We start from the raw sequence: 24704 nt of genomic DNA, 5'->3' as shown, positions 1-24704 counted from the left end.
ATGAGTGAACTGCTGTTACCCGTCACAGAGCGCCTGCTGACCCCTGGCGGCCTGGGTATCGATGATCTGCCCGGCCTGCTCGGCGAGCTTGCCGGTCCCGGCGTGGATGCCGCGGACCTGTATTTTCAGGACCAGGTCTCCGAGTCCTGGGTACTTGAGGATGGCATCGTCAAGGAGGGCGGCTTCCACCTGGAACAGGGCGTCGGTGTGCGCGCGGTGTCTGGCGAGAAGACCGGCTTCGCCTACAGCAATGCCATCACGGCCGATGCGTTGCGTCAGGCAGCCCAGGCGGCGCGCTCGATCGCCCGTAGCGGGCAACAGGGCCAGGTCAAGGTCCTGTCCAAGGCTGTGTTCGCTCCGCTGTACAGCCAGGACAACCCGCTCGACGGGCTGAGCCGTGCCGAGAAGGTCGAGTTGCTCAAGCGCATCGACGTCGCGACTCGTGCCCTTGATCCGCGCATCAAGCAGGTCACCGTGAGCCTGGCGGGCGTCTGGGAGCACATTCTGGTGGCGGGCATGGACGGCGGCATGGCGACCGATATCCGGCCGCTGGTGCGTTTCAATGTCAGCGTGATCGTCGAGCAGAACGGCCGTCGTGAGCGTGGCGGGCAGGGCGGCGGTGGTCGCACCGGCTATCAGTACTTCCTGACCGAGGACCGCGCCATGGGCTATGCCCGCGAGGCGTTGCGCCAGGCATTGGTCAATCTCGAGGCGGTGCCGGCGCCAGCGGGCTCGTTGCCGGTGGTGCTCGGCCCAGGCTGGTCTGGCGTACTGCTGCATGAGGCAGTGGGTCACGGTCTGGAAGGTGATTTCAACCGCAAGGGCAGTTCGGCCTATAGCGGCCGGATCGGTGAGCAGGTCGCCTCCAGTCTCTGCACCATCGTCGACGACGGCACCCTGGCCGACCGTCGTGGATCGCTCAGCGTGGATGACGAAGGCACGCCGACCCAGTGCACCACGCTGATCGAGAACGGCATCCTCAAGGGCTACATCCAGGACAAGCTCAACGCGCGCCTGATGGGCGTAGCGCCAACCGGCAACGGCCGCCGCGAATCCTATGCGCACCTGCCGATGCCGCGCATGACCAATACCTACATGCTGGCCGGTGAGAGTGATCCGCAGGAAATCATCCGCTCGGTGAAGAAGGGCATTTATTGCGCCAGCCTCGGCGGGGGCCAAGTCGATATCACCAGCGGCAAGTTCGTCTTCTCCACCAGCGAGGCGTATCTGATCGAGGACGGCAAGATCACCGCGCCGGTGAAGGGTGCGACCCTGATCGGCAACGGTCCGGAGGTGATGAACCGGGTGTCGATGGTCGGTAACGACCTGGCTCTGGACAGCGGCGTTGGCACCTGCGGCAAGGATGGACAGTCGGTGCCGGTGGGCGTCGGCCAGCCGACGCTGAAGATCGACGAGATCACGGTAGGTGGAACGGGCGCTTGAGGTTACCGCCGCCGGCGAGCTGCAAACACGTGTCCGTTACGGTCCCGGCTTGCAGCCTGCCCCTCTCTACCGTTAGCGCAGGCCGCGCTTGGTTTCGTCCAGGTCGCGGATGTACTTGAAGATTTTCCGACTGGCCGCCGGCGGCTTGTTGCGTGCCGCTTCGTGCTGGGCATGACGGATCAGCCCACGCAAATGCTGGCGATCGGTTTCGGGATATTCGGCAACGAAGGCTTCCAGGGTGGCGTCGTCGCCGCCAATCATACGGTCGCGCCAGCGCTCCAGCGCATGGAAACGTTCGTTGTACTGGCGAGTCGAGGCGTCGAGTTGATCGACCAGCGCCAGGATGGCATCGACATCCTGATCACGCATCAGCTTGCCGATGTACTGGATGTGCCGTTTGCGAGCGATGTGCGCCGTGTGTTTTGGTGCGTCGGCCAGCGCCTTCTGCAGAGCGTCGCTCAACGGCAGTCGGGCAATCAGGTCTGGCTTGAGGGTGGTCAGGCGCTCGCCGAGCTCCTGCAGGGCAAGCAGTTCGCGTTTGACCTGGGATTTGCTTTTCTCGTCGAAATCTTCGGCGTCAGAGTGTTCAGACATGGGGATGGTCCACTAGGAAATGCCGCCATGATAACAGCAGCCCTGGCAGCAGGCTTCAGAGGAGCGGCGCCAGGTTGCAACTTGATTCGATTGCGGTCGTTTGGGAGTGCTTATGAGTGAAGTAGAAGGCATCGGCCCGCACGTGCTGCCCGAGTTGCGCGAGAAGGTTGAGCGCATCATCGAGGAAGCGCGTCGGCAAGGCGCCAGCGCCAGCGAGGTTTCGGTCTCGATGGAGCAGGGGTTGTCCACCACTGTGCGTCAGGGCGAGGTTGAGACCGTCGAGTTCAATCGCGACCAGGGCTTCGGCATCACGCTTTATGTCGGGCAGAGCAAGGGTTCTGCCAGCACCACCGGCAGTGGCGATGCGGCTATTCGGGAAACTGTGGCTGCCGCATTGGCCATTGCCAAGCATGCCTCCGAAGACGAGTTTGCGGGTCTGGCCGACGCGACGCTGATGGCGCGCGAGTTGCCCGACCTGGATCTCTATCATCCCTGGAGCATCACTCCTGAACAGGCCATTGAGCAGGCCTTGAAATGTGAAAGCTCAGCATTTGCGGCCGACCAGCGTATTCGCAATGCAGATGGCACCAGCCTCAATACCCATCAGGGCTGCCGTGCGTATGGCAACAGCAACGGTTTCATCGGGGGCTATTGCAGCAGCCGTCATAGCTTGAGTTGCGTGATGATTGCCGAAAGCGAAGGGCAGATGCAGCGCGACTACTTCTACGACGTCAATCGCATCGGCGAGGCGCTGCTGGACCCGCAAACGATCGGTCGGCGCGCCGCCGAGCGCGCCGTGCGGCGCCTGGGTGCGCGGCCGGTACCGACCTGCGAAGTGCCGGTGCTGTTCGCTCCGGAGCTGGCGACTGGTCTGTTCGGTCATTTCATTGCGGCAATATCCGGAGGCAACCTGTATCGCAAGGCCTCCTATCTCGAAGATGCGCTGGGGCAGACGCTGTTTCCCGAATGGTTGAGCCTCGATGAGCGTCCGCACATTCCGCGCGCGCTCGGCAGCGCCAGTTACGATGGCGATGGCTTGGCAACCTATGCCAAGCCGTTCGTAGAGAACGGCCGCCTGCTGTCCTATGTGCTATCGACTTACTCTGGGCGCAAGCTGGGCATGCCGAGTACGGCCAACGCCGGAGGCGTGCATAACCTGTTCGTCAGTCACGGTGATGAGGATCAGGCGGCGCTCATTCGTCGCATGGGGCGTGGCCTATTGGTGACCGAGCTGATGGGACAGGGCCTGAACCTGGTCACCGGGGACTATTCGCGTGGTGCCGGTGGCTACTGGGTTGAAAACGGCGAAATCCAGTTCCCGGTACAGGAGGTCACCATTGCCGGCAACCTGCGCGACATGTTCCGTCAGATCGTTGCGGTGGGTTGTGATGTGGAAACGCGCAGCAATGTACGCACAGGCTCGGTGCTGATCGAACGGATGATGGTCGCCGGTAAGTGAGGCGAGTGCGCTGGCGCGGCCGGAAACGGTTCGCGCTGCCTCGCACAACGTTTCACTCGCCCTCTTCGAAATAGTCGTCGATCAGTGCGGCCAGCGCAATCAGGGCTTCGTCTTCCTGCTCACCTTCGGTATGCAGGTGCACGGAGGTGCCTTTGCTTGCCGCAAGCATCATGACGGCCATGATGCTTTTTCCGTCCACCAGCGTGTCGGGACACCGGCCAACGCGGATCCTGCAGGGGAAGCGGTTGGCTACGGCTACGAACTTGGCTGCAGCGCGAGCATGCAGACCGAGCTTATTGATGATGGTTACTTCGCGGGCGGGCATGAGTACAGGTATTCCTAAGCGAGGTCCCGATGACGGACCTGCAGGTTTTTCAGCGGCTCTCTGAGGGCCTTGCCCAGCCGTTCGGCCAGATAGACCGAACGGTGATGCCCGCCGGTGCAGCCAATGGCGATGGTGACGTATGCCCGGTTGCTGGCGGCAAACCGCGGCAGCCATTTGCTCAGATAGGCGTGGATGTCCTGGAACATTTCCTCCACATCGGCTTGAGCGGCGAGATAGTCGACTACAGGTTGGTCGAGGCCTGAAAAGTCCCGTAGCTCTGCTTTCCAGTACGGATTGGGCAGGCAGCGCACGTCGAATACCAGGTCGGCATCGACGGGCATGCCTCGCTTGAATCCAAATGACTCGATCAGAAACGCCGTGCCTGGCTCCGGTTTGTTGAGCAGGCGCAGCTTGAGCACGTCACGCAGCTGGTAGAGATTCAGATGCGTGGTATCAATCTTCAGATCGGCATGATCGATGATCGCTGCCAGCAGCAACTCTTCGTCGTGGATCGCCTCGGCCAACGAGCGGGTTTCGTTGGTCAGTGGGTGACGCCGGCGGGTTTCCGAGAAGCGCTTGAGCAGGGTTTCATCATCGGCGTCGAGATAGAGCACATCGCACAGGATGTGCCGGGCGCGGACTTCTTCGAGCAGTTCCGGAAAGCGCTTGAGCTGGCTGGGCAGGTTGCGCGCATCGATCGATACGGCGACCTGCGGGTGCAGCAGCTCGGTATGCAGCAGAGCGCGCTCGGCGAGTTCTGGCAGCAGCCCGGCAGGCAGATTGTCGATGCAGTAGAAGCCGTTGTCCTCAAGCACGTTCAGCGCGGTGCTTTTGCCCGAGCCTGAGCGCCCACTTACGATGATCAGCCGCATCGATTGCCCACTTCGTCAGGCCCCGCTCTGCACGTCGACTACGACCTGATAGAGGCTTTGGTTGGTTGGCGCCTCGCGCAGCCTTTGGCGTACATCTTCTCGGTCGAGCATGCTGGCGATCTGGCGCAACAGTTCAAGGTGCTCGTCCGTAGCGGCTTGAGGAACTAGCAGAACGAACAGCAAATCCACCGGTGCGCCGTCAATGGCGTCGAAGTCCACAGGTGTTTCCAGGCGCAGCACGGCACTCAGCGGAGCGCTGCAACCGACCATGCGGCAATGTGGAATGGCGATTCCATTGCCAAAGCCGGTGGAGCCGAGCTTTTCCCGGGCAATCAGGCTTTCGAACACGGTCTGGGAGTCGAGATCGATGAGGTCTTGGGCGATCACCTTGGCGATCTGTTCCAGGACGCGTTTTTTGCTACCGCCCGGGACGTCCACAAGGGAACGTCCGGGGGTGAGGATGTTTTCGAGTCGGATCATATTGGAGTCAGCGGGTGACAGCGCCCTGTGTGTGGTCTAGCTGCTTCTCCTTGTGCTTGATCAACTGGCGATCAAGCTTGTCGACCAGAAGGTCGACCGCAGCGTACATGTCTTCATGATCGGCAATGGCCACCACTTCGCGGCCGGCGACGTGCAGAGTTGCTTCGGCTTTCTGCTTGAGCTTCTCGACCTGCAGAATCACCTGAACACTGATGATGCGGTCGAAGTGGCGAGCAAGCCGGTCGAACTTCTCCTCGATGTAGTCACGCAGGGCGTCTGTTACTTCCAGATGAACACCGCTGATGTTGACTTGCATACTGCTATCTCCTTTGCCTTGTGCGAAGAGCAGGTTGGTAGGCCTGCCGCCGGGGCAGTTCGACCAGGGGCCGATCACAGCAAACGCTTGCGCTCGCTGGACGGTGCGATACCGAGTGACTCGCGGTACTTCGCAACTGTGCGGCGGGCCACCTGGATGCCCTGCGCCTCCAGTAAACCAGCGATCTTGCTGTCGCTCAACGGCTTTTTCTGGTTTTCCGCGGCGACCAGCTTCTTGATGATCGCGCGGATCGCGGTGGACGAACATTCGCCGCCTTCAGCCGTACTGACGTGGCTGGAGAAGAAATATTTGAGTTCGTAGATGCCCCGCGGCGTGTGCATGTATTTCTGCGTGGTTACGCGAGAAATTGTCGATTCGTGCATCCCCACCGCTTCGGCAATATCGTGCAGGACCAGCGGCTTCATTGCCTCGTCACCATGTTCCAGGAAAGCGCGCTGATGCTCGACGATCTGGGTGGCGACCTTCATCAGGGTTTCGTTGCGGCTGAGCAGACTTTTGATGAACCAGCGCGCCTCCTGCAACTGATTGCGCATGAAGGTGTTGTCTGCGCTGGAGTCGGCGCGTTTAACGAAACCGGCGTACTGCGCATTGACCCGCAGGCGCGGCATGGCTTCCTGGTTCAGTTCGACCAGCCAGCGATCGTTGTGCTTGCGCACGATCACGTCGGGGACCACGTATTCTGGTTCGCTCGCCTCGATCTGCGAGCCCGGGCGAGGATTCAGACTCTGGATCAGCTCGATGACCTGGCGCAGCTCGTCTTCCTTGAGCTTCATGCGGCGCATCAGCAGGTTGTAGTCGCGGCCGCCAAGGATATCCAGGTATTCGCCGACCAAGCGCTGGGCCTCGCACAGCCATGGCGTTCGGTCGGGTAACTGGCGCAGTTGCAGGAGCAGGCATTCACGCAGGTCGCGGGCACCGATGCCGGCCGGCTCGAACTGCTGGATGCGCCGCAAGACGACCTCAACCTCGTCGAGTTCGACTTCCAGCTCCGGGTCGAACGAGTCGACGATCTCCTGCAGGGTCTCCTCGAGATAGCCCTGGTCGTTGATGCAGTCGATCAGCGTGGTAGCGATCAATCGATCGGTGTCGCTCATTGGCGCAAGGTTGAGTTGCCACAGGAGGTGGCTCTGCAGGCTGATGCCGCTCGATGTACGGCTGGTGAAGTCCCACTCGTCGTCATCGTTGCTGGGCAGGCTGCTGGCGCTGGTCTGGTAGATGTCTTCCCAGGCCGTGTCGACCGGAAGCTCGCTAGGAATGCGCTCACCCCAGTCGCCGTCTTCCGCGCTCTCACCGCTGTGCGAGGGCTCCTCGTAGGTGCTTTCCTGGCTGCTGCTCTTCTCGATGCCGGTTTCGCCCGGCCGGTCAACGGCCTCGGCCATGGGATCGGAGCTGTCGAAGTCGTCGCCGTCTTCTTCACGCTCAAGCATGGGATTGGAATCCAGCGCCTCCTGGATCTCCTGCTGCAGATCGAGGGTGGATAACTGGAGGAGCCGTATGGCCTGTTGCAGCTGCGGTGTCATCGTCAGCTGCTGGCCCATCTTCAGGACTAGCGATGGTTTCATGGCAGAGGACTTCGAACCTTGTATGCCGGCGCAACCGCGCCCATTCCGACATGCCGCGCCCAGGGCGCCAGCGAAAGCAAATTATATGCCTGCCGACGAAGCCTTTGCCTAGAGCCGATTTGCCGAGCTGAGCAAAAAAACCGCCTCAGAGGCGGAATTCGTGGCCCAGATAGACTTCCTTGACCAGCTGGTTGCTGAGGATCGTCTGTGCATCGCCTTCGGCGATCAGTTGTCCGTCATTGACGATATAGGCGGTTTCGCAAATATCCAGCGTTTCACGGACATTGTGATCAGTGATCAGCACGCCGATGCCCTTGGCCTTGAGATGGTGAATGATCTGTTTGATATCGCCGACCGAGATCGGGTCAACCCCGGCGAAGGGTTCATCGAGCAGGATGAACTTCGGCGCTGTGGCCAGCGCGCGGGCGATTTCCACTCGGCGACGCTCACCACCGGACAGGCTCATGCCGAGGCTGTCGCGGATATGGTTGATGTGAAATTCCTGCAGCAGGCCTTCCAGCGCCTGTTGGCGGCCGCTGCGATCCAAGTCCTTGCGTGTCTCGAGAATGGCCATGATGTTGTCGGCAACCGAGAGTTTGCGAAAGATCGACGCTTCCTGCGGCAGGTAACCGATGCCGGCGCGCGCGCGGCCGTGCATCGGCAGGTGGGTGACGTCGTTCTGATCGATCAGCACGCGTCCCTGATCGGCGTTTACCAGCCCGACGATCATGTAGAAGCAGGTGGTCTTGCCGGCACCGTTCGGGCCGAGCAGGCCGACGATCTGCCCGCTCTCGATGGACAGGCTGACATCGCGCACGACCTGACGGCTTTTGTAGCTCTTGGCCAGATGCTGGGCTTTGAGGACGGCCATTACTGCGGCTGCTCCGCGGCCTGGTCGCGTTTGCGCGGCTGGATGACCATGTCGACGCGTGGTCGCGGCGTGGTGACGTCTGCGTTGCTGGCGCGGCCGGCATTTACGATCTGGCGGCGGGTGTCATAGACAATCTTCTCGCCTTCGAAGGTGTTGCCCTCCTGAACGACCTTGGCCTGGTCGATCAGCACGATTCGCTCGTTGGCAGCGAAGTACTGGATGGTCAGGCCATAAGCCTTGACGATTTCCTTGTCTGCCGCTGGTTTCTGCTCGTAATAGGCAGGCTTGCCGATAGAGGTGAAGACCTCGACGTCGCCGTTGTTATTCTGAGTGATGGTTACCGTGTCGCCGGTAATCTTCATCGTGCCCTGGGTTATGACCACGTCGCCGCGATATACCGCAACGCCCTGTCGATCATCGAGTTCGGCGGAGTCGGCCTGTACGCGGATTGGCTGTTCACGATCCTCGGGAAGCGCCCAAGCGCTGGCGCCGAGCCAGAATGCGCTCAAACCGAGCAGGAGGGGGAGAGTCTTAACGCAGCTCATGCTGGCCTCTTACGTTGGACAGCAGGAGCATCCTGCCGTCATCCATGTACGCTTTCATGCCGGTTGCGGTGGTCACACCATTGGCGGCCACGATTCTAACGGCTTGGTTGGTCTCGGCATAATCCTTATCCGGCCATACCGTCAGGCGGCTGGTGGTAAGAATTGTCGGCCGGCCCTTGGTGTCCGTGCGCTCGACCCGGACCTTGTCGATCAGCAGGACCTCGTCGCCCTCGGCCGATACTTCGCCGCGCTCGCTGCGCACGTGCCAAGGCAACTCGGTACCGCGATAAGACATCAGGTCGGGCTTGGTCAGCAGGCTGATATCGCTGGCCTTGATGTGCTCGAGCTTGTCGGCCGTCAGTTCGTAGTTGCGCTTACCGTCCGGCTGGTACTGCACCGTGCGTGAGTTGATCACGTAGAAATCGACATCAGGCGTCTCGGCAGCGGCAGCGGGAGGCTGCTGCATGAAACTTTCCGGGCGAATATTCCAGTAGCCGATAGCCACCAGCAGGGCGGCGATCAGGGTCAGCAGGGCAGCAAGGCGCAGTTTGCGGAGCATCCGGACCTCTACAAGTAGGCGTTTTGCGCAGCGGCCAGGGTGCCCTGGGCGCGCATGATCAGTTCGCAGAACTCGCGTGCCGCACCTTCGCCGCCGCGCGCCTGCGTTACGCCGTGTGAATGTTCACGGACGAACGAGTCGGCACTGGCGACCGCCATGCCGAGGCCGACACGGCGTATCACCGGCAGATCCGGCAGGTCGTCGCCGAGATAAGCCACCTCAGAGTAGCTCAGGCCAAGCTCGGCCAGCAGTTCGTCGAGCACGACCAGCTTGTCCTCGCGGCCCTGGTACAGGTGCTGGATACCCAGGTTCTGCGCGCGACGCTCCACTACCGGCGTCTTGCGTCCGCTGATAATCGCAGTGCGCACGCCGGAGTTGATCAGCATCTTGATGCCGTGACCGTCCAGCGTGTTGAAGGTTTTGAACTCGCTACCGTCGGTAAGGAAGTACAGGCGACCGTCGGTCAGGACGCCATCCACATCGAAGATTGCCAGGCGGATGTCGCGGGCGCGTTGCAGTAGATGCTCGTGCATTACATCACCCCCGCGCGCAGCAGGTCGTGCATGTTCAGGGCGCCGACCGGTAGCTCGCTTTCGTCGATAACGACCAGGGAGCTGATCTTGTGGTCTTCCATGATCTTCAGCGCCTCGGCCGCAAGCATTTCCGCATTGGCGGTCTTGCCGTGAACGGTCATCACCTCGTCGATGCTGGTTTGGCGCACATCCACGCCTTTATCTAGGGCGCGGCGCAGGTCGCCGTCGGTGAAGATTCCGGCCAGTCGTCCGTCCGTTTCGACGATCACGGTCATGCCCAGGCCTTTCTGGGTCATTTCCAGCAAGGCGTCGCGCAGCGAGGTGCCACGAAGCACTCGGGGCAGGCGTTCGCCTGTGTGCATCACGTGCTCGACCTTGAGCAGCAGGCGCCGGCCCAGTGCTCCACCCGGATGGGAGAAAGCAAAATCTTCGGCGGTGAACCCGCGCGCTTCCAGCAGCGCGATGGCCAGCGCATCACCCAGTACCAGGCTGGCGGTGGTGGAGGAGGTCGGCGCGAGATTCAGCGGGCAGGCTTCGATGCTGACGCTGGCATCCAGGTTTACCGCGGCAGCTTGGGCCAGGACCGAGTCGCGATTGCCGGTCATGCTGATCAGCGTGATGCCGAGTCGCTTGATCAGCGGCAGCAGGGTAACGATCTCGCTGGTGGTGCCGGAGTTGGATAGCGCCAGCACGACGTCGTCTTGGGTAATCATGCCCATGTCGCCATGGCTGGCCTCGGCTGGATGCACGAAAAACGCAGCGGTTCCGGTGCTGGCCAGGGTCGCGGCGATCTTGCGACTGATATGGCCGGACTTGCCCATGCCGACGACGACGACCCGGCCTTTGCAGGCAAGAATGAGCTCGCAGGCCTTTACGAAAGAGGCATCGATACGTGCATTCAGCTGCTCAACCGCCTCAATCTCGAGACGAATGGTGCGTTGTGCGGTTTCGATCAATTGGCTGCTCTGGCTCATAACTGGCAAGGTCGTCCGATTAAAAGGCGGGGATTATAGCGAGAAAGCGGGTTGTGCTGATGGAAATCTCGGTGGCCCGTGGCAGGTAGCCGATTTGGTCAGTATTAGCTGAACCGAGCCTGAACGGCATGTCGCTAGTCATCTGCTGAAACGCTCATCTGTTGGGCGGCTTTAGGCGCGGTGCTATAGTGCGCCGCCGAAAACGGTCAGGACAGAAAGTATCCCGGCGTCATCGGGAATCGTCTGTTTCGCAGACTGATGCAAGGAGACCAGATGAGCGCCAACAACGGCTTCGCCGTCGAGCTGAAGGGAGTGTCCTTCATGCGGGGCGAGCGCAGTATTTTCGATAATGTCGATATCGCCATCCCGCGAGGGAAAGTCACGGCCATCATGGGGCCGTCCGGGTGTGGCAAGACGACACTGCTCCGGCTGATTGCCGCCCAGCTGATGCCTTCGCGAGGCGAGGTCTGGGTGGCCGGCAACAATTTGCCGAGCCTGTCGCGCAGCGAATTGTTCGATATGCGCAAGCAGATGGGCGTGCTGTTTCAAAGCGGTGCGCTGTTCACCGACCTGGACGTATTCGAAAACGTAGCGTTTCCGCTGCGGGTGCATACCAAGCTGCCCGACGAAATGGTTCGCGACATCGTGCTGATGAAGCTCGAGGCGGTGGGCCTGCGCGGCGCGATAGAGTTGATGCCCGACGAGCTCTCTGGTGGCATGAAGCGGCGCGTCGCGCTGGCGCGGGCGATTGCCCTGGATCCGCAGATTCTGATGTATGACGAGCCCTTCGCCGGGCAGGACCCGATTGCCATGGGCGTGCTGGTGCGGCTGATCCGCTTGCTCAACGATGCCTTGGGTATTACCAGTATCGTGGTCTCCCATGACTTGGCCGAGACCGCCTCCATTGCTGACTACATCTATGTAGTGGGCGACGCTGAGGTGCTTGGTCAAGGTACGCCTGCGGAACTGATGGAATCGACCAATCCACGCATTCGTCAGTTCATGAAAGGTTCTGCGGACGGGCCGGTGCCGTTCCACTTTCCTGCGCCGACCTACGCTGATGACCTACTGGGAGGCCCCGATGCGTAAGCGTTCCTTATTGGATCGGATCGCCCTGCTGGGGCGGGCCGGCCTGGATGTGCTCGCGGCGCTTGGGCGCTCGACGATTTTCCTGGTGCATGTCCTGTTTGGCCGAAGTGGCCTGCGCAACGGCTTTTCGTTGCTGGTCAAGCAGCTGTATTCGGTTGGCGTGCTCTCGCTGGCGATCGTCGTGGTGTCCGGTATCTTCATCGGGATGGTTCTGGCGCTGCAGGGCTACAGCATTCTCAGCAGTTACGGCTCGGAGCAGGCCGTCGGGCAGATGGTTGCCTTGACCCTGTTGCGTGAACTCGGGCCGGTGGTCACCGCATTGCTGTTCGCTGGTCGTGCCGGCTCGGCGTTGGCAGCCGAGATCGGCAACATGAAGTCCACCGAGCAGCTCTCGAGTCTGGAGATGATTGGCGTCGATCCGCTCAAGTACATCATCGCGCCGCGCCTGTGGGCCGGCTTCATTTCGCTGCCGCTGTTGACGTTGATCTTCAATGTTGTCGGTATCTGGGGTGGCGCGATGGTCGCAGTGGACTGGCTTGGGGTCTACGAAGGTTCGTTCTGGGCCAACATGCAGAACAGCGTCAACTTCCACTCTGATGTGCTCAATGGCGTCATCAAGAGTCTAGTGTTCGCGTTAGTGGTCACCTGGATTGCGGTTTTCCAAGGGTATGACTGTGAGCCGACCTCTGAAGGTATCAGCCGTGCCACCACCCGTACCGTGGTGTACGCCTCGCTGGCCGTGCTCGGCCTCGATTTCATTTTGACCGCGTTGATGTTTGGAGATTTCTGATGCGTATCCGCACACTGGAGATTGGTGTCGGCTTGTTCCTGCTTGCCGGCCTGTTGGCCTTGTTGCTGCTGTCGCTGCGCGTTAGCGGGCTGAGCGTAGGCAACACCGATACTTACAAGCTGTATGCCTATTTCGACAATATTGCCGGTTTGACTGTCCGATCCAAGGTGACCATGGCTGGCGTAACCATCGGTAAGGTCACTGCGATCGATCTGGATCGCGACAGCTATACCGGTCGAGTGACGCTGGAGATCCAGGAGGATGTGAAGATTCTGCCAGCTGACTCCACTGCCTCGATTCTGACTGCTGGCCTGCTCGGGGAGAAATACATCGGCGTCAGCGTAGGTGGTGACGACGAGCTGTTGAAGGATGGTGACACCATTCAGGATACCCAGTCCTCACTGGTGCTCGAGGATCTGATCGGCAAGTTCCTGCTCAACTCGGTAAACAGAGACTGAAGGAGATGTTCATGATGACTGCCCTGCGTCGCGGCTTGCTGATTTTGCTGGTCGCGTTCCCGCTGTTTTCCCACGCTGCGCCAACCGCGCATCAGGTGATCCAGCAGACCACTGACGAGTTGCTGGCCGACCTGAAGGCCAACAAAGAGCGATACCGCAACGATCCGGCCGCTTTCTATGAGTCGCTCAATGGAATTCTCGGGCCTGTGGTAGATGCCGAAGGCATTTCGCGCAGCATCATGACGGTGAAGTACTCACGCAACGCCACGCCTGAGCAAGTGACGCGCTTTCAGGAAAACTTCAAGCGCAGTCTGATGCAGTTCTATGGCAACGCTCTGCTGGAATACAACAATCAGCAGATTCGCGTGCTGCCGCCGAGCGGCAAGCAGGATGCCAAACGCACAAGCGTCGGCATGGAAGTGGTAGGGCGCCAAGGCGAGATCTATCCGGTGTCCTACACCATGGTCAACGAAGGCGAGTGGCGCGTGCGCAACGTGATCATTAATGGCATCAACATCGGCAAGCTGTTCCGCGATCAGTTCGCCGACTCCATGCAGCGCAACGGCGGCGATCTGGACAAGACCATCGACGGTTGGGCTGAAGTGGTGGCGCGTGCCAAGGACACTGATGCCGGGCAGCAGGCTGTCGGCGATGAGTGAGGCGCGAATCGAGCGCGCTGGCGAAGGCCAGCTGCGCCTGTTCGGAGTGCTCGACTACCAGAGTGGGCCGGCTGTGCGTGAGGCTGGCCGAGCGCTGATTGCTTCCAGTGGCACGCCGGTCACGCTCGATTGCTCCGCGGTCGAGCGCTCCAGTAGCGTTGGGCTTTCACTGCTTCTGGGGTTCATGCGTGACGCCAAGGCTGCCGGCGTTGATCTGCGAATCAATGCTTTGCCGGACGACATGGAAAAGATTGCCAGGGTGTCCGGTTTGCTGGATATCCTGCCACTGGAAGCAACTCGGGACTCAAAGGGATAGGTGTATGAAGCTGCGCTGGGCGGAAGGACTGCGCGATAGCGTGCATGAGCTGGCCGAATCGCTGGGGAATCTGCTGGTTGAGAGTTTCCATTACCTGGCGCTGTTCGCCATAGGCGCGGTGACGGCCTGGGCAGCGGTCATCGCGTTTCTCGGTATGGTCGAGAAGGGTCATATCACGGTTGATGACATCTTGTTGCTGTTCATCTACCTCGAGCTGGGGGCGATGGTTGGGATCTATTTCAAGACCAATCACATGCCGGTGCGCTTCCTGATCTACGTAGCCATCACCGCGTTGACGCGCCTGCTGATTTCCGACGTATCCCATCATCATCGGCCAGATATGGGTGTGGTCTATATTTCAGGTGCGATCTTGCTTCTGGCGTTAGCGATTCTGGTAGTGCGCTTTGCATCGTCCCGTTTCCCCGCAGTGCAAAGCGAAAGTGGCCGGTCGCGCCACCCGCACAGTCGTGATCAAGGCGCCGAGACGCTTGATTGAGACATCTCCGTCGGTTCGGCGAGGTTCGGGGTTCGCAGCCTCCGGGCTTTTTTGTATGATGGCCGGCCCGTGCGCGTCTTGCGCCGATCGAGGTTGAACATGCAGGCCCTAGAAGTGAAGAATTTTCTGGAACAACGAATTCCAGGAGCCCAGGTAGAAGTGGAAGGCGAAGGCTGCAACTTTCAGCTCAACGTAATCAGCGATGAGCTGGCCGCTCTGAGCCCGGTCAAGCGTCAGCAGCAGATCTATGCGCATCTGAATCCCTGGATCGCCGACGGCAGTATCCATGCCGTTACCATGAAGTTCTTCAGTCGCACCGACTGGGCCGGGCGCGCCTGATCGCGCCCTTCAGCGCAACCAATCATTTCAGGCAGAGCGCGTCCCATTGACTGCGCCGCCTTCTTCGACAGTGCTTCCAGCCTGCGGCTTACGGGATTATCCATGGACAAACTGATCATTACCGGCGGCATTCGCCTCGATGGCGAAATTCGCATTTCCGGTGCGAAGAACTCCGCTCTGCCGATCCTGGCTGCCACGTTGCTGGCCGATACCCCCGTCACGGTGTGCAACCTGCCGCACCTGCACGACATCACCACGATGATCGAGCTGTTCGGCCGCATGGGTGTACAGCCGATCATCGATGAGAAGCTCAGCGTTGAGGTCGACGCCAGCAGCATCAAGACGTTGGTCGCGCCATATGAGCTGGTAAAGACCATGCGCGCTTCGATCCTGGTGCTCGGGCCGATGGTGGCGCGTTTCGGTGAAGCCGAAGTTGCCCTGCCCGGCGGCTGCGCGATTGGTTCGCGTCCGGTCGATCTGCACATTCGTGGCCTCGAAGCCATGGGTGCACAGATTGACGTCGAAGGCGGCTACATCAAGGCCAAGGCGCCCGCTGGCGGTCTGCGTGGCGCGCACTTCTTCTTCGATACCATCAGCGTGACCGGTACCGAAAACATCATGATGGCCGCCGCGCTGGCCAATGGTCGCAGTGTGCTGGAAAACGCCGCCCGCGAACCTGAGGTGGTCGATCTGGCCAACTTCCTCAACTCCATGGGCGCCAAGGTTTCCGGTGCCGGCACCGACACCATCGTCATCGACGGGGTCAAGCGCCTCGGTGGTGGTCGCTACAACGTCATGCCTGATCGTATCGAAACCGGCACTTATCTCGTCGCGGCCGCAGCCACCGGTGGCCGTGTCCGCTTGAAGGACACCGACGCGACGCTGCTCGAGGCCGTGCTGCACAAGCTGGTCGAGGCTGGCGCGCATATCGATACCGGCAGCGACTGGATAGAGCTGGACATGAAAGGCAAGCGGCCCAAGGCCGTCAATGTGCGCACTGCGCCGTACCCTGCATTTCCGACGGACATGCAGGCGCAGTTCATTGCCCTCAACGCCATTGCAGAAGGCACTGGCACGGTGATCGAGACCGTCTTCGAAAACCGTTTCATGCACGTCTACGAAATGAACCGCATGGGTTCGCAGATCCTGGTCGAAGGCAATACGGCGGTCGTCACCGGCGTTGAGCGCCTCAAAGGTGCGCCCGTCATGGCAACTGATCTGCGCGCATCAGCGAGCCTGGTCATTGCCGGCCTGGTCGCCGAGGGCGATACGCTGATCGACCGCATCTACCACATCGATCGTGGCTACGAGTGCATCGAAGAAAAGCTGCAGCTGCTCGGCGCCAAGATTCGCCGCGTCCCGGGCTAGGTTCGCAGATGGATGACTAGCGGACCCACGGTTGACGTGGGTTCACTCCAGGTTCAAAGGAAACGTGCTCCATGCTCACCATTGCCCTGTCCAAAGGACGCATCCTCGATGACACACTGCCGTTACTTGCCGCGGCCGGTATCGTGCCCACCGAGAACCCGGACAAGAGTCGCAAGCTGATCATCCCGACCACCCAGGATGACGTGCGTCTGCTGATCGTCCGCGCTACAGACGTGCCTACCTATGTCGAGCACGGGGCGGCCGATCTCGGCGTCGCCGGCAAGGACGTGTTGATGGAGTACGGTGGGCAGGGGCTCTACGAGCCGCTGGATCTGCGTATCGCCAACTGCAAGCTGATGACCGCCGGCAAGATCGGTGCGCCAGAGCCCAAGGGCCGTCTGCGCGTGGCGACCAAGTTCGTCAACGTCGCCAAGCGCTACTACGCCGAACAGGGGCGTCAGGTCGATATCATCAAGCTGTATGGCTCCATGGAGCTGGCGCCACTGGTGGGTCTGGCGGACAAGATCATCGACGTGGTCGACACCGGCAACACGCTGCGCGCCAATGGCCTGGAACCTCAGGAGCTGATCGCACACATCAGTTCGCGCCTGGTAGTGAACAAGGCGTCGATGAAGATGCAGCACGCGCGTATCCAGGCGCTGATCGACACCCTCCACGCAGCAGTCCAGCAACATCAGCATTGATGTATCTCGCGGTCCCCACCGCGCCTGCCTATTCGTGCCATAGCTGAAATTCTCAGGTGCCTGCACGGTGGGCTTGATATTCTTGCGGCGCCTGAGAACGTGTCCAAAGTCTGCTGCTCGTCGGCCCTGCTGCGTTAAAGCAGGCTCGGAATGCTCATTTACAGCTCGCGAGCTGCGCTTCCGGCCTGTTTCTCCGTGCATTGCTTTAGCTCGCGAGACTTTGTGCTCCTGATTTTTCGTAGTGCAGTTCCGATGCCTAGCCAACCATGAGGCCCGCTATGACCGCTCCCTCCGCCATTCGCCGACTCAACGCTGCCGATGCCGACTTCGCTCGCCATCTGGATCATCTGTTGAGCTGGGAAAGCGTTTCCGACGATGGCGTGAATGAGCGGGTGCTGGAGATCATCAAGGCGGTGCGCGAGCGTGGTGATGCCGCGCTGGTCGAGTTCACACAGCGCTTCGACGGGCTGCAGGTTGCGTCGATGGCCGATTTGATCCTGCCACGCGCTCGCCTTGAGCAGGCGCTCGAACGCATCACTGCCGAGCAGCGCGAGGCGCTGGAAATCGCGGCCGAGCGGGTGCGCAGTTACCACGAGCGGCAGAAGCAGGACTCCTGGACCTATACCGAGGCCGACGGCACCGTGCTTGGCCAGAAAGTCACCCCGCTGGATCGCGCCGGTCTCTATGTGCCAGGCGGCAAAGCGTCGTATCCCTCTTCAGTGCTGATGAACGCTATTCCGGCCAAGGTCGCCGGTGTGCCTGAAGTCGTCATGGTCGTGCCCACCCCACGGGGGGAGCTCAACGAGCTGGTCCTTGCTGCGGCCTGCATCGCTGGCGTCGACCGGGTATTTACCATCGGCGGAGCGCAGGCCGTTGCTGCTCTGGCGTATGGCACCGAGAGCGTTCCGCCAGTGGACAAGATCGTTGGTCCAGGGAACATCTACGTGGCGACGGCCAAGCGTCACGTATTCGGCAAAGTCGGCATCGATATGATTGCCGGACCATCGGAAATCCTGGTGGTCTGCGACGGTCAGACTGACCCCGACTGGATTGCGATGGACCTGTTTTCCCAGGCCGAGCATGACGAGGACGCCCAGTCGATTCTGGTCAGCCCGGACGCAGAATTTCTCGATCGCGTCGCCGAGAGCATCGCCCGCTTGCTGCCGACCCTCGAGCGCGCCGACATTGCTCGCACCTCCATCGAGGGGCGTGGCGCGCTGATCCAGGTTGCCGATATGCAGCAGGCCATTGACGTGGCCAACCGCATCGCGCCTGAGCACCTGGAGTTGTCGGTCGCCGAGCCGGAGCATTGGTTGCCGCAGATTCGCCACGCTGGCGCCATCTTCATGGGGCGCTACACCGCCGAGGCGCTGGGTGATTACTGCGCGGGCCCGAATCATGTTCTGCCGACTTCGGGAACTGCGCGCTTCTCCTCGCCGCTGGGCGTATACGACTTTCAGAAACGTTCGTCGATCATCAACTGTTCGGCTGAGGGTGCTTCGACGCTGGGCAAGGTGGCCTCGGTGCTGGCGCGCGGCGAATCGCTGACCGCCCACGCCCGTAGCGCCGAGTACCGCATCAAGAGTTAACGATGGGCACTCAGGATTGGACATGTGTAGTGTTGTCCGCCTTCGCCAACCGCTAAGGCGTCCTAATCCATCGCCTCACGACAAACCGATCACTTTTCGAGGAGAGAAGGGCAGATGAGCAAATTCTGGAGCCCTTTCGTCAAGGACCTGGTGCCTTACGTACCGGGTGAGCAACCGAAGCTGAGCAAGCTGGTCAAGCTCAATACCAACGAGAACCCCTACGGCCCATCGCCACGTGCAATCGCCGCGATGAAGGCAGAGCTCAACGACAATCTGCGACTGTATCCCGACCCTAACGGCGAGCGGCTAAAGCAGGCGGCAGCTGATTACTATGGTGTGCAGCCCGCTCAGGTGTTCGTCGGCAACGGCTCGGATGAAGTGCTCGCTCACGCCTTTCATGGCTTGTTCCAGCATGGCGGCCCGCTGCTGTTTCCGGATATCAGCTACAGCTTTTACCCGGTGTACTGCGGGTTGTACGGCATCGCCTACGAAACCGTCGCGCTGAATGAACAGTTCCAGATCGATGTGGCCGACTACGCGCGGCCCAATGGCGGCATCATCTTCCCCAACCCGAACGCACCGACCGGCTGCCTGCTTGCGCTTGAGGCGATCGAGCGGCTGCTCGAGGCGAACACGGAATCGGTGGTGTTGGTCGACGAGGCCTATGTGGATTTCGGTGGCGAGTCCGCCATCGCGCTGGTCGATCGTTATCCGAATCTGCTGGTGACGCAGACGCTGTCCAAGTCGCGTTCGCTGGCCGGGCTTCGCGTAGGGCTGGCGGTCGGTCATCCAGATCTGATCGAGGCTCTGGAGCGGATCAAGAACAGCTTCAACTCCTTCCCGCTGGATCGCATTGCCATTGCCGGTGCCGCCGCGGCGTTCGAGGATCGCGCGTATTTCCAGCAGACCTGTCAGAAGGTCATCGACAGTCGCGAGGCTTTAGCGGCCGCAATGCAAGGGCTGGGTTTCGAGGTGCTGCCGTCTGCGGCCAACTTCATTTTCACCCGTCACCCGCAGCGTGATGCAGCGACTATCGCAGCTAGCTTGCGCGAGCAGGGCGTGATCGTCCGCCATTTCAAACTGCCGCGTATCGAGCAGTTTCTGCGTATCACCATCGGTACACCGGAACAAAATCAGGCGCTGTTGGACGCGCTCGGCTAACGCCGGGTCTGGCGGTCGCCGGCAGGTTCAGGTCTGCCGGCGCGGGCATACTCCTGGCCTGGGATTGATACTGATACGCGCGCTATTTCGGCGCGGCGCTCACCGGCGGCCGCATGCCGACTTCGGCGGTCAGTGTAAGCGGCTTGCCGTTGCGCAGGATATCAATGTCAATCTTCTCGCCCGGGCGGGCGCGCGCGACCTGGTTCATGGAGCTGCGCCCATCGGCCGACTGCACCCCGTCAATGCTCAGGATCAGGTCGCCAGGCTGAAGGCCGGCACGGGCGGCGGGACCGTCGCGATACACGCCAGCCACGACAATCCCAGGGCGGCCTTCCTGGCCGAAGGATTCGGCCAATTCCTGGGTCAGCGATTGCACTTCGACACCCAGCCAGCCACGGATTACCTGGCCATGCTCGATGATTGATTTCATTACCTCGAGTGCGAGCTTCACCGGGATCGCGAAACCGATGCCCTGCGAACCGCCGGACTCGGAAATGATGGCCGTGTTGATGCCGATCAGATTGCCGCCGGCGTCCACGAGCGCCCCTCCCGAATTGCCGCGGTTGATTGCTGCATCGGTCTGGATGAAGTCTTCATAGGTATTCAGGCCCAGCTGGTTACGGCCGGTGGCACTGATGATCCCCATCGTGACCGTCTGCCCGACGCCGAATGGGTTGCCGATAGCCAGCGTGACGTCGCCGACGCGTATGCGATCGGAATGGCCGAGGGTAATGGCCGGCAGGTCGGCGAGGTCGATCTTCAGCACAGCAAGGTCGGTTTCAGGGTCGCTGCCGATCACCCGCGCCAGCGTTTCCCGCCCATCCTTTAGCGCTACCACGATCTGTTCGGCATTCGCGGTTACGTGGTTGTTGGTCAGCAGGTAGCCTTCAGAACTCATGATGACCGCCGAGCCGAGGCTCGACTCCATCCGTCGCTGCCTCGGCAGGTTATCGCTGAAGAAGCGCTGAAATAGCGGGTCTTTGGACAGCGGCGCCTGCTGCTCAGCCTTCTCGATGACCTTGGTGGTATAGAGGTTGGCAACTGCCGGCGCTGCCCCGGATACCGCGTTGGCGTAGGAGTACGGACCTTGTTGCGGTGCGCCGGTAACCAGCGGCGCCTGTTGCAGGCCAATGTCCTGCTCCTTTATGCCAACCATCTGCGGGTATCGCTGGATGATCAGCAGTGCTACGAGCAAACCGACCAGCAATGGCCAGCCGAGAAAACGCAGGGCATTGAACATCGCACAGGAGTCCGGACAGAGTTGCGGGCGCGGGAAGCGACCCTTAAGGTGGCGGCATTATACGAAGCTGCAACCGAAATGCAGCTTCATGCGTGCATGATTTGCCGCGGCGCTTCGACGAGGGTCAATCGAGCCGTTGCACCACAGGAGGATTCCCATGACCGTTGCGCTCGCCACTCTGGTTCAGGAGGCAGACCGCTATCTGGATGCCGCCAGGTTTGCCGACTACTGCCCTAACGGCTTGCAGGTCGAAGGCCGTTCACAGGTAGCGCGGATCGTCAGCGGCGTAACGGCCAGCCAGGCGTTGCTGGACGCGGCGGTCGAGGCCAAGGCCGACGTGGTACTGGTGCACCATGGTTATTTCTGGAAAAACGAAGACGCGCGCGTCGTCGGCATGAAACAGCGGCGCCTGAAAACACTGTTGATCAACGAGATCAGCCTACTGGCCTATCATCTTCCGCTCGATACGCATCCCGAGGTGGGTAATAACGTGCGCTTGGGTGCGCTGCTCGGTCTGCGCGCGGAGGGGCCTTTGGAGCCCAATAATCCCCGGTCGGTGGGTTTGGTAGGTTCCCTGGAGAAATCCCTGAGCCCGGCCGAATTCATGCAGCGCATACATGATGTGCTTGGACGCGAGCCGCTGATGGTTGAGGGGCATGGGCCTATTCGGCGCGTGGCCTGGTGCACCGGTGGCGCTCAAGGTTATATCGACCAGGCTGTAGCGGCGGGCGTAGACGCCTACATCACAGGGGAAATCTCCGAGCCGACGGCACACATCGCACGCGAGAATGGCCTGAGCTTCTTCGCCGCAGGTCATCATGCCACCGAGCGCTACGGCGTCCAGGCGCTGGGTGAATACCTTGCTAGCCAGTTCGGCATCGAGCACCAGTTCATCGATTGCCCCAACCCGGCCTGAGCGTCTTTCTTGAGGCCTTGCGCGCCGCCGATCGCCAGGCTAGGCGCCATTTAGGGGTTCCTGCTGCTCGATATAAATCTATAGCTTTTAGGTCTAACCGGCGGCCTGATTAGAATGGAAGGCCGTGTTAGAGTTGCGCCCATTCAACGGCCCGCTGGCCGTCCACCTGCCAAATCGTGAGTAGCCATGGTCGACAAACTGACGCATCTGAAACAGCTGGAGGCGGAAAGCATCCACATCATCCGTGAGGTCGCTGCTGAGTTCGGCAATCCTGTGATGCTTTATTCCATCGGCAAAGATTCGGCCGTAATGCTGCACCTGGCGCGCAAGGCCTTCTTCCCCGGCAAGCTGCCGTTCCCGGTGTTGCACGTCGACACCCGCTGGAAGTTTCAGGAGATGTACAGCTTCCGAACCAAGATGGTCGAGGAGATGGGCCTTGAGCTGATCACCCACATCAACCCCGATGGCGTGGCGCAGGACATGAATCCCTTCACCTACGGTAGTGCCAAGCACACCGACGTGATGAAAACTGAAGGGCTCAAGCAGGCACTCGACAAGTACGGCTTCGATGCAGCCTTCGGTGGTGCCCGCCGTGACGAGGAGAAGTCCCGCGCCAAGGAGCGTGTCTACTCCTTCCGTGACAGCAAGCATCGCTGGGACCCGAAGAATCAGCGCCCCGAGCTCTGGAACCTCTACAACGGCAAGGTCAAGAAGGGCGAGTCGATCCGGGTCTTCCCCCTGTCGAACTGGACCGAACTGGATATCTGGCAGTACATCTACCTTGAGCAGATTCCGATCGTACCGCTGTATTTCGCTGCCGAGCGGGAAGTCATCGAGAAGAACGGCACGCTGATCATGATCGACGATGAGCGAATCCTCGAGCACCTTTCCGACGAGGAAAAGTCTCGCATCGAGAAACGCATGGTCCGCTTCCGTACCCTCGGCTGCTACCCGCTGACCGGTGCCGTCGAATCAACGGCGACCAGCCTGCCGGAGATCATTCAGGAGATGCTCCTGACCCGCACTTCCGAGCGTCAGGGACGCGTCATCGACCATGACGCCACCGGCTCGATGGAAGAAAAGAAACGCCAGGGTTACTTCTAAGGAAACGCATCATGAGTCACCAATCCGAACTGATCAGCGAGGATATCCTCGCCTACCTGGCGCAACACGAGCGCAAGGAACTCCTGCGTTTCCTTACCTGCGGCAACGTCGATGACGGCAAGAGCACGCTGATCGGCCGTCTGCTGCACGATTCGAAGATGATCTACGAGGATCATCTCGAGGCGATCACTCGCGACTCCAAGAAAGTCGGCACCACAGGTGAGGATGTCGACCTCGCACTGCTGGTCGATGGCTTGCAGGCCGAACGCGAGCAGGGCATCACCATCGATGTGGCCTACCGCTATTTCTCGACGGCCAAGCGCAAGTTCATCATTGCTGATACGCCTGGCCATGAGCAGTACACGCGCAATATGGCGACCGGCGCATCGACCTGCGACTTGGCGATCATCCTGGTCGATGCCCGTTACGGCGTGCAGACCCAGACCAAGCGCCACAGCTTCATCACCTCGCTGCTGGGCATAAAACACATCGTCGTCGCCATCAACAAGATGGACCTGATGGGCTTCGATCAGGAAGTCTTCGAGCGCATCCGCGCCGACTACCTCGCGTTCGCTGATCGCATCGAGCTGAAACCGTCGTCACTGCATTTCGTACCGATGTCCGCCCTCAAGGGTGACAACGTGGTCAATCGCTGCGAGCGCGCGCCCTGGTATGAAGGGCAATCGCTGATGGAGATCCTCGAGAGCGTCGAGATCGCTGGCGACCGCAACTTCGACGACCTGCGCTTCCCGGTACAGTACGTCAACCGCCCGAACCTCAACTTCCGTGGCTTCGCCGGCACCCTAGCCAGCGGCATCGTACGCAAGGGCGACGAGATAGCCGTATTGCCGTCCGGGAAAATCAGCCGCGTGAAGTCCATCGTCACATACGATGGCGAGCTGGAGCAGGCGACCCCTGGCGAAGCTGTCACCCTGACGCTGGAAGACGAGATCGACGTATCGCGCGGCGACATGCTGGTGCACGCCGACAGCCGTCCGCGTATTGCTGACAGCTTCGATGCGATGCTCGTCTGGATGGGCGAAGAGCCGATGCTGCCGGGCAAAAAGTACGATATCAAGCGCGCTACCAGCTACGTGCCGGGTTCCATTGCCAGCATCGCCCATAAAATTGATGTGAACACGCTGGAAGAAGGGGCTGCGAGCAGTCTGCAGCTCAATGAGATCGGCAAGGTGAAGGTCAGCCTGGACGCGCCAATCGCGCTTGATGGCTATGCGCAGAACCGCACCACGGGCGCGTTCATCGTCATTGATCGCCTAACCAATGGCACTGTTGGTGCGGGCATGATCATCGCCGAGCCGGTTCCCCAGGGTTCGGGTGGTCATCACGGCCCACTGGCGCATGTGTCTACAGAAGAGCGCGCGACGCGCTTCGGCCAGCAACCTGCCACCGTGCTGTTCACCGGACTTTCCGGAGCCGGCAAGAGCACCTTGGCCTATGCGGTGGAGCGCAAGTTGTTCGACATGGGCCGCGCAGTTTACGTGCTCGATGGTCAGAACCTGCGCCACGACCTCAACAAAGGCCTACCGCAGGACCGCGCCGGCCGTACCGAAAACTGGCGCCGCGCCGCTCATGTGGCACGGCAGTTCAACGAAGCGGGCCTGATCACCTTGGCCGCGTTTGTGGCCCCGGATGCTGAAGGCCGCGAGCAGGCCAAGGCGTTGATCGGCAATGATCGCTTGCTCACCGTCTACGTCCAGGCATCCCCGCAGGCCTGCCGTCAGCGCGATCCGCAGGGGCTGTATGCGGCCGGTGAGGATAATATTCCCGGTGAGTCCTTCCCTTACGATGTGCCGCTGAGTGCTGATCTGATGGTCGATAGCGAAACGTCGTCGCTGGACGATGGCGTGAAGATGGTTATGGAGCTGCTGCGTGAGCGTGGCCTGATATAAGTCGACGTGGC

The 24704-nt window shown here is 60.8% G+C and carries 28 protein-coding genes; 16 read left to right on the top strand and 12 right to left on the bottom strand.

Annotation, left to right across the window (positions count from 1 at the left end):
* Nucleotides 1–1443, top strand: a complete 1443-nt coding sequence (tldD, locus tag SM130_RS17160) for a metalloprotease TldD (protein WP_102824861.1) — start codon at nucleotides 1–3, stop codon at nucleotides 1441–1443.
* Nucleotides 1444–1515: 72 nt separating this feature from the next.
* Here the strand turns inward: tldD and yjgA are convergent, their stop codons facing one another.
* Nucleotides 1516–2037, bottom strand: a complete 522-nt coding sequence (yjgA, locus tag SM130_RS17155) for a ribosome biogenesis factor YjgA (RefSeq protein WP_102824862.1) — start codon at nucleotides 2035–2037, stop codon at nucleotides 1516–1518.
* A 112-nt stretch (nucleotides 2038–2149) separates the two neighbouring features.
* Here yjgA and pmbA point away from each other — a divergent pair, with 112 nt between their 5' ends.
* Complete coding sequence (gene pmbA, locus SM130_RS17150; protein WP_102824863.1) at nucleotides 2150–3496, top strand: metalloprotease PmbA; 1347 nt, start codon at nucleotides 2150–2152, stop codon at nucleotides 3494–3496.
* Nucleotides 3497–3548: 52 nt separating this feature from the next.
* Here the strand turns inward: pmbA and SM130_RS17145 are convergent, their stop codons facing one another.
* From SM130_RS17145 to SM130_RS17100, 10 genes are all read right to left on the bottom strand, one after another.
* Nucleotides 3549–3821: an HPr family phosphocarrier protein gene (locus tag SM130_RS17145; protein WP_102824864.1), complete on the bottom strand. Its 273-nt coding sequence runs from the start codon at nucleotides 3819–3821 to the stop codon at nucleotides 3549–3551.
* Nucleotides 3822–3835: 14 nt separating this feature from the next.
* Nucleotides 3836–4693: an RNase adapter RapZ gene (rapZ, locus tag SM130_RS17140; RefSeq protein ID WP_102824865.1), complete on the bottom strand. Its 858-nt coding sequence runs from the start codon at nucleotides 4691–4693 to the stop codon at nucleotides 3836–3838.
* Nucleotides 4694–4708: 15 nt separating this feature from the next.
* Nucleotides 4709–5173: a PTS IIA-like nitrogen regulatory protein PtsN gene (ptsN, locus tag SM130_RS17135; RefSeq protein ID WP_102824866.1), complete on the bottom strand. Its 465-nt coding sequence runs from the start codon at nucleotides 5171–5173 to the stop codon at nucleotides 4709–4711.
* Between the two features lie 7 nt (nucleotides 5174–5180).
* Nucleotides 5181–5489 carry a ribosome hibernation-promoting factor, HPF/YfiA family gene (gene hpf, locus SM130_RS17130; protein WP_003302844.1) on the bottom strand — a complete coding sequence of 103 codons (309 nt, stop codon included), beginning with the start codon at nucleotides 5487–5489 and terminating at the stop codon, nucleotides 5181–5183.
* Nucleotides 5490–5563: 74 nt separating this feature from the next.
* On the bottom strand, nucleotides 5564–7072 hold the full coding sequence (locus SM130_RS17125) for an RNA polymerase factor sigma-54 (protein ID WP_102824867.1): 1509 nt from the start codon (nucleotides 7070–7072) through the stop codon (nucleotides 5564–5566).
* Between the two features lie 145 nt (nucleotides 7073–7217).
* Entirely contained in the window at nucleotides 7218–7943 is a 726-nt protein-coding gene (gene lptB, locus SM130_RS17120; protein ID WP_015278034.1) for an LPS export ABC transporter ATP-binding protein, read from the bottom strand.
* The gene (gene lptA / locus SM130_RS17115; protein WP_102824868.1) at nucleotides 7943–8488 is read right to left on the bottom strand and encodes a lipopolysaccharide transport periplasmic protein LptA; all 546 of its coding nucleotides are present in this window, start codon (nucleotides 8486–8488) and stop codon (nucleotides 7943–7945) included. Before lptA ends, lptB begins: the two co-directional genes overlap by 1 nt.
* On the bottom strand, nucleotides 8475–9047 hold the full coding sequence (lptC, locus tag SM130_RS17110; RefSeq protein WP_102824869.1) for an LPS export ABC transporter periplasmic protein LptC: 573 nt from the start codon (nucleotides 9045–9047) through the stop codon (nucleotides 8475–8477). Before lptC ends, lptA begins: the two co-directional genes overlap by 14 nt.
* Before the next feature lie 8 nt (nucleotides 9048–9055).
* A complete protein-coding gene (locus SM130_RS17105) occupies nucleotides 9056–9580 on the bottom strand; it encodes a KdsC family phosphatase (RefSeq protein ID WP_015278031.1) in 525 nt (174 codons plus the stop codon).
* The gene (locus SM130_RS17100; protein WP_102824870.1) at nucleotides 9580–10554 is read right to left on the bottom strand and encodes a KpsF/GutQ family sugar-phosphate isomerase; all 975 of its coding nucleotides are present in this window, start codon (nucleotides 10552–10554) and stop codon (nucleotides 9580–9582) included. The genes SM130_RS17105 and SM130_RS17100 overlap by 1 nt, the downstream gene beginning before the upstream one ends.
* A gap of 273 nt (nucleotides 10555–10827) precedes the next feature.
* Between SM130_RS17100 and SM130_RS17095 the strand changes: the two genes are divergently transcribed.
* From SM130_RS17095 to hisC, 11 genes are all read left to right on the top strand, one after another.
* Nucleotides 10828–11643, top strand: coding sequence for an ATP-binding cassette domain-containing protein (locus SM130_RS17095; RefSeq protein WP_102824871.1), 816 nt, complete (start codon nucleotides 10828–10830; stop codon nucleotides 11641–11643).
* Nucleotides 11636–12433, top strand: coding sequence for a lipid asymmetry maintenance ABC transporter permease subunit MlaE (mlaE, locus tag SM130_RS17090; protein WP_102824872.1), 798 nt, complete (start codon nucleotides 11636–11638; stop codon nucleotides 12431–12433). The genes SM130_RS17095 and mlaE overlap by 8 nt, the downstream gene beginning before the upstream one ends.
* A complete protein-coding gene (mlaD, locus tag SM130_RS17085) occupies nucleotides 12433–12891 on the top strand; it encodes an outer membrane lipid asymmetry maintenance protein MlaD (RefSeq protein ID WP_102824873.1) in 459 nt (152 codons plus the stop codon). Before mlaE ends, mlaD begins: the two co-directional genes overlap by 1 nt.
* An 11-nt stretch (nucleotides 12892–12902) precedes the next feature.
* A complete protein-coding gene (locus tag SM130_RS17080) occupies nucleotides 12903–13550 on the top strand; it encodes an MlaC/ttg2D family ABC transporter substrate-binding protein (RefSeq protein WP_102824874.1) in 648 nt (215 codons plus the stop codon).
* The gene (locus SM130_RS17075) at nucleotides 13543–13866 is read left to right on the top strand and encodes an STAS domain-containing protein (protein ID WP_102824875.1); all 324 of its coding nucleotides are present in this window, start codon (nucleotides 13543–13545) and stop codon (nucleotides 13864–13866) included. Before SM130_RS17080 ends, SM130_RS17075 begins: the two co-directional genes overlap by 8 nt.
* A 4-nt stretch (nucleotides 13867–13870) precedes the next feature.
* Complete coding sequence (locus SM130_RS17070; protein WP_102824876.1) at nucleotides 13871–14362, top strand: phosphate-starvation-inducible protein PsiE; 492 nt, start codon at nucleotides 13871–13873, stop codon at nucleotides 14360–14362.
* A gap of 99 nt (nucleotides 14363–14461) precedes the next feature.
* Nucleotides 14462–14701: a BolA family protein gene (locus SM130_RS17065; RefSeq protein ID WP_102824877.1), complete on the top strand. Its 240-nt coding sequence runs from the start codon at nucleotides 14462–14464 to the stop codon at nucleotides 14699–14701.
* Nucleotides 14702–14803: 102 nt separating this feature from the next.
* Entirely contained in the window at nucleotides 14804–16069 is a 1266-nt protein-coding gene (gene murA / locus SM130_RS17060) for a UDP-N-acetylglucosamine 1-carboxyvinyltransferase (RefSeq protein WP_102824878.1), read from the top strand.
* Between the two features lie 71 nt (nucleotides 16070–16140).
* Nucleotides 16141–16773, top strand: a complete 633-nt coding sequence (gene hisG, locus SM130_RS17055; protein ID WP_102824879.1) for an ATP phosphoribosyltransferase — start codon at nucleotides 16141–16143, stop codon at nucleotides 16771–16773.
* A 278-nt stretch (nucleotides 16774–17051) separates the two neighbouring features.
* Complete coding sequence (gene hisD, locus SM130_RS17050) at nucleotides 17052–18362, top strand: histidinol dehydrogenase (protein ID WP_102824880.1); 1311 nt, start codon at nucleotides 17052–17054, stop codon at nucleotides 18360–18362.
* 114 nt (nucleotides 18363–18476) lie between these two features.
* The gene (hisC, locus tag SM130_RS17045; protein WP_102824881.1) at nucleotides 18477–19523 is read left to right on the top strand and encodes a histidinol-phosphate transaminase; all 1047 of its coding nucleotides are present in this window, start codon (nucleotides 18477–18479) and stop codon (nucleotides 19521–19523) included.
* 82 nt (nucleotides 19524–19605) lie between these two features.
* On the opposite strand, the gene algW is transcribed toward hisC, so the two are convergent.
* On the bottom strand, nucleotides 19606–20763 hold the full coding sequence (gene algW, locus SM130_RS17040) for a Do family serine endopeptidase AlgW (protein WP_102824882.1): 1158 nt from the start codon (nucleotides 20761–20763) through the stop codon (nucleotides 19606–19608).
* A 157-nt stretch (nucleotides 20764–20920) separates the two neighbouring features.
* Here algW and SM130_RS17035 point away from each other — a divergent pair, with 157 nt between their 5' ends.
* The 3 genes from SM130_RS17035 (at nucleotide 20921) to cysN (ending at nucleotide 24693) form a co-directional block, all read left to right on the top strand.
* The gene (locus SM130_RS17035; protein ID WP_102824883.1) at nucleotides 20921–21679 is read left to right on the top strand and encodes a Nif3-like dinuclear metal center hexameric protein; all 759 of its coding nucleotides are present in this window, start codon (nucleotides 20921–20923) and stop codon (nucleotides 21677–21679) included.
* 186 nt (nucleotides 21680–21865) lie between these two features.
* Complete coding sequence (gene cysD, locus SM130_RS17030) at nucleotides 21866–22783, top strand: sulfate adenylyltransferase subunit CysD (RefSeq protein ID WP_102824884.1); 918 nt, start codon at nucleotides 21866–21868, stop codon at nucleotides 22781–22783.
* Between the two features lie 11 nt (nucleotides 22784–22794).
* Complete coding sequence (gene cysN / locus SM130_RS17025) at nucleotides 22795–24693, top strand: sulfate adenylyltransferase subunit CysN (RefSeq protein ID WP_102824885.1); 1899 nt, start codon at nucleotides 22795–22797, stop codon at nucleotides 24691–24693.
* The last annotated feature ends 11 nt before the right edge of the window (nucleotides 24694–24704 follow it).

This window comes from Stutzerimonas stutzeri, from assembly GCF_038561965.1.
GTDB classification, from domain to species: Bacteria; Pseudomonadota; Gammaproteobacteria; order Pseudomonadales; family Pseudomonadaceae; genus Stutzerimonas; species Stutzerimonas stutzeri_AA.
This window is presented reverse-complemented; position numbering and strand designations above follow the sequence as displayed.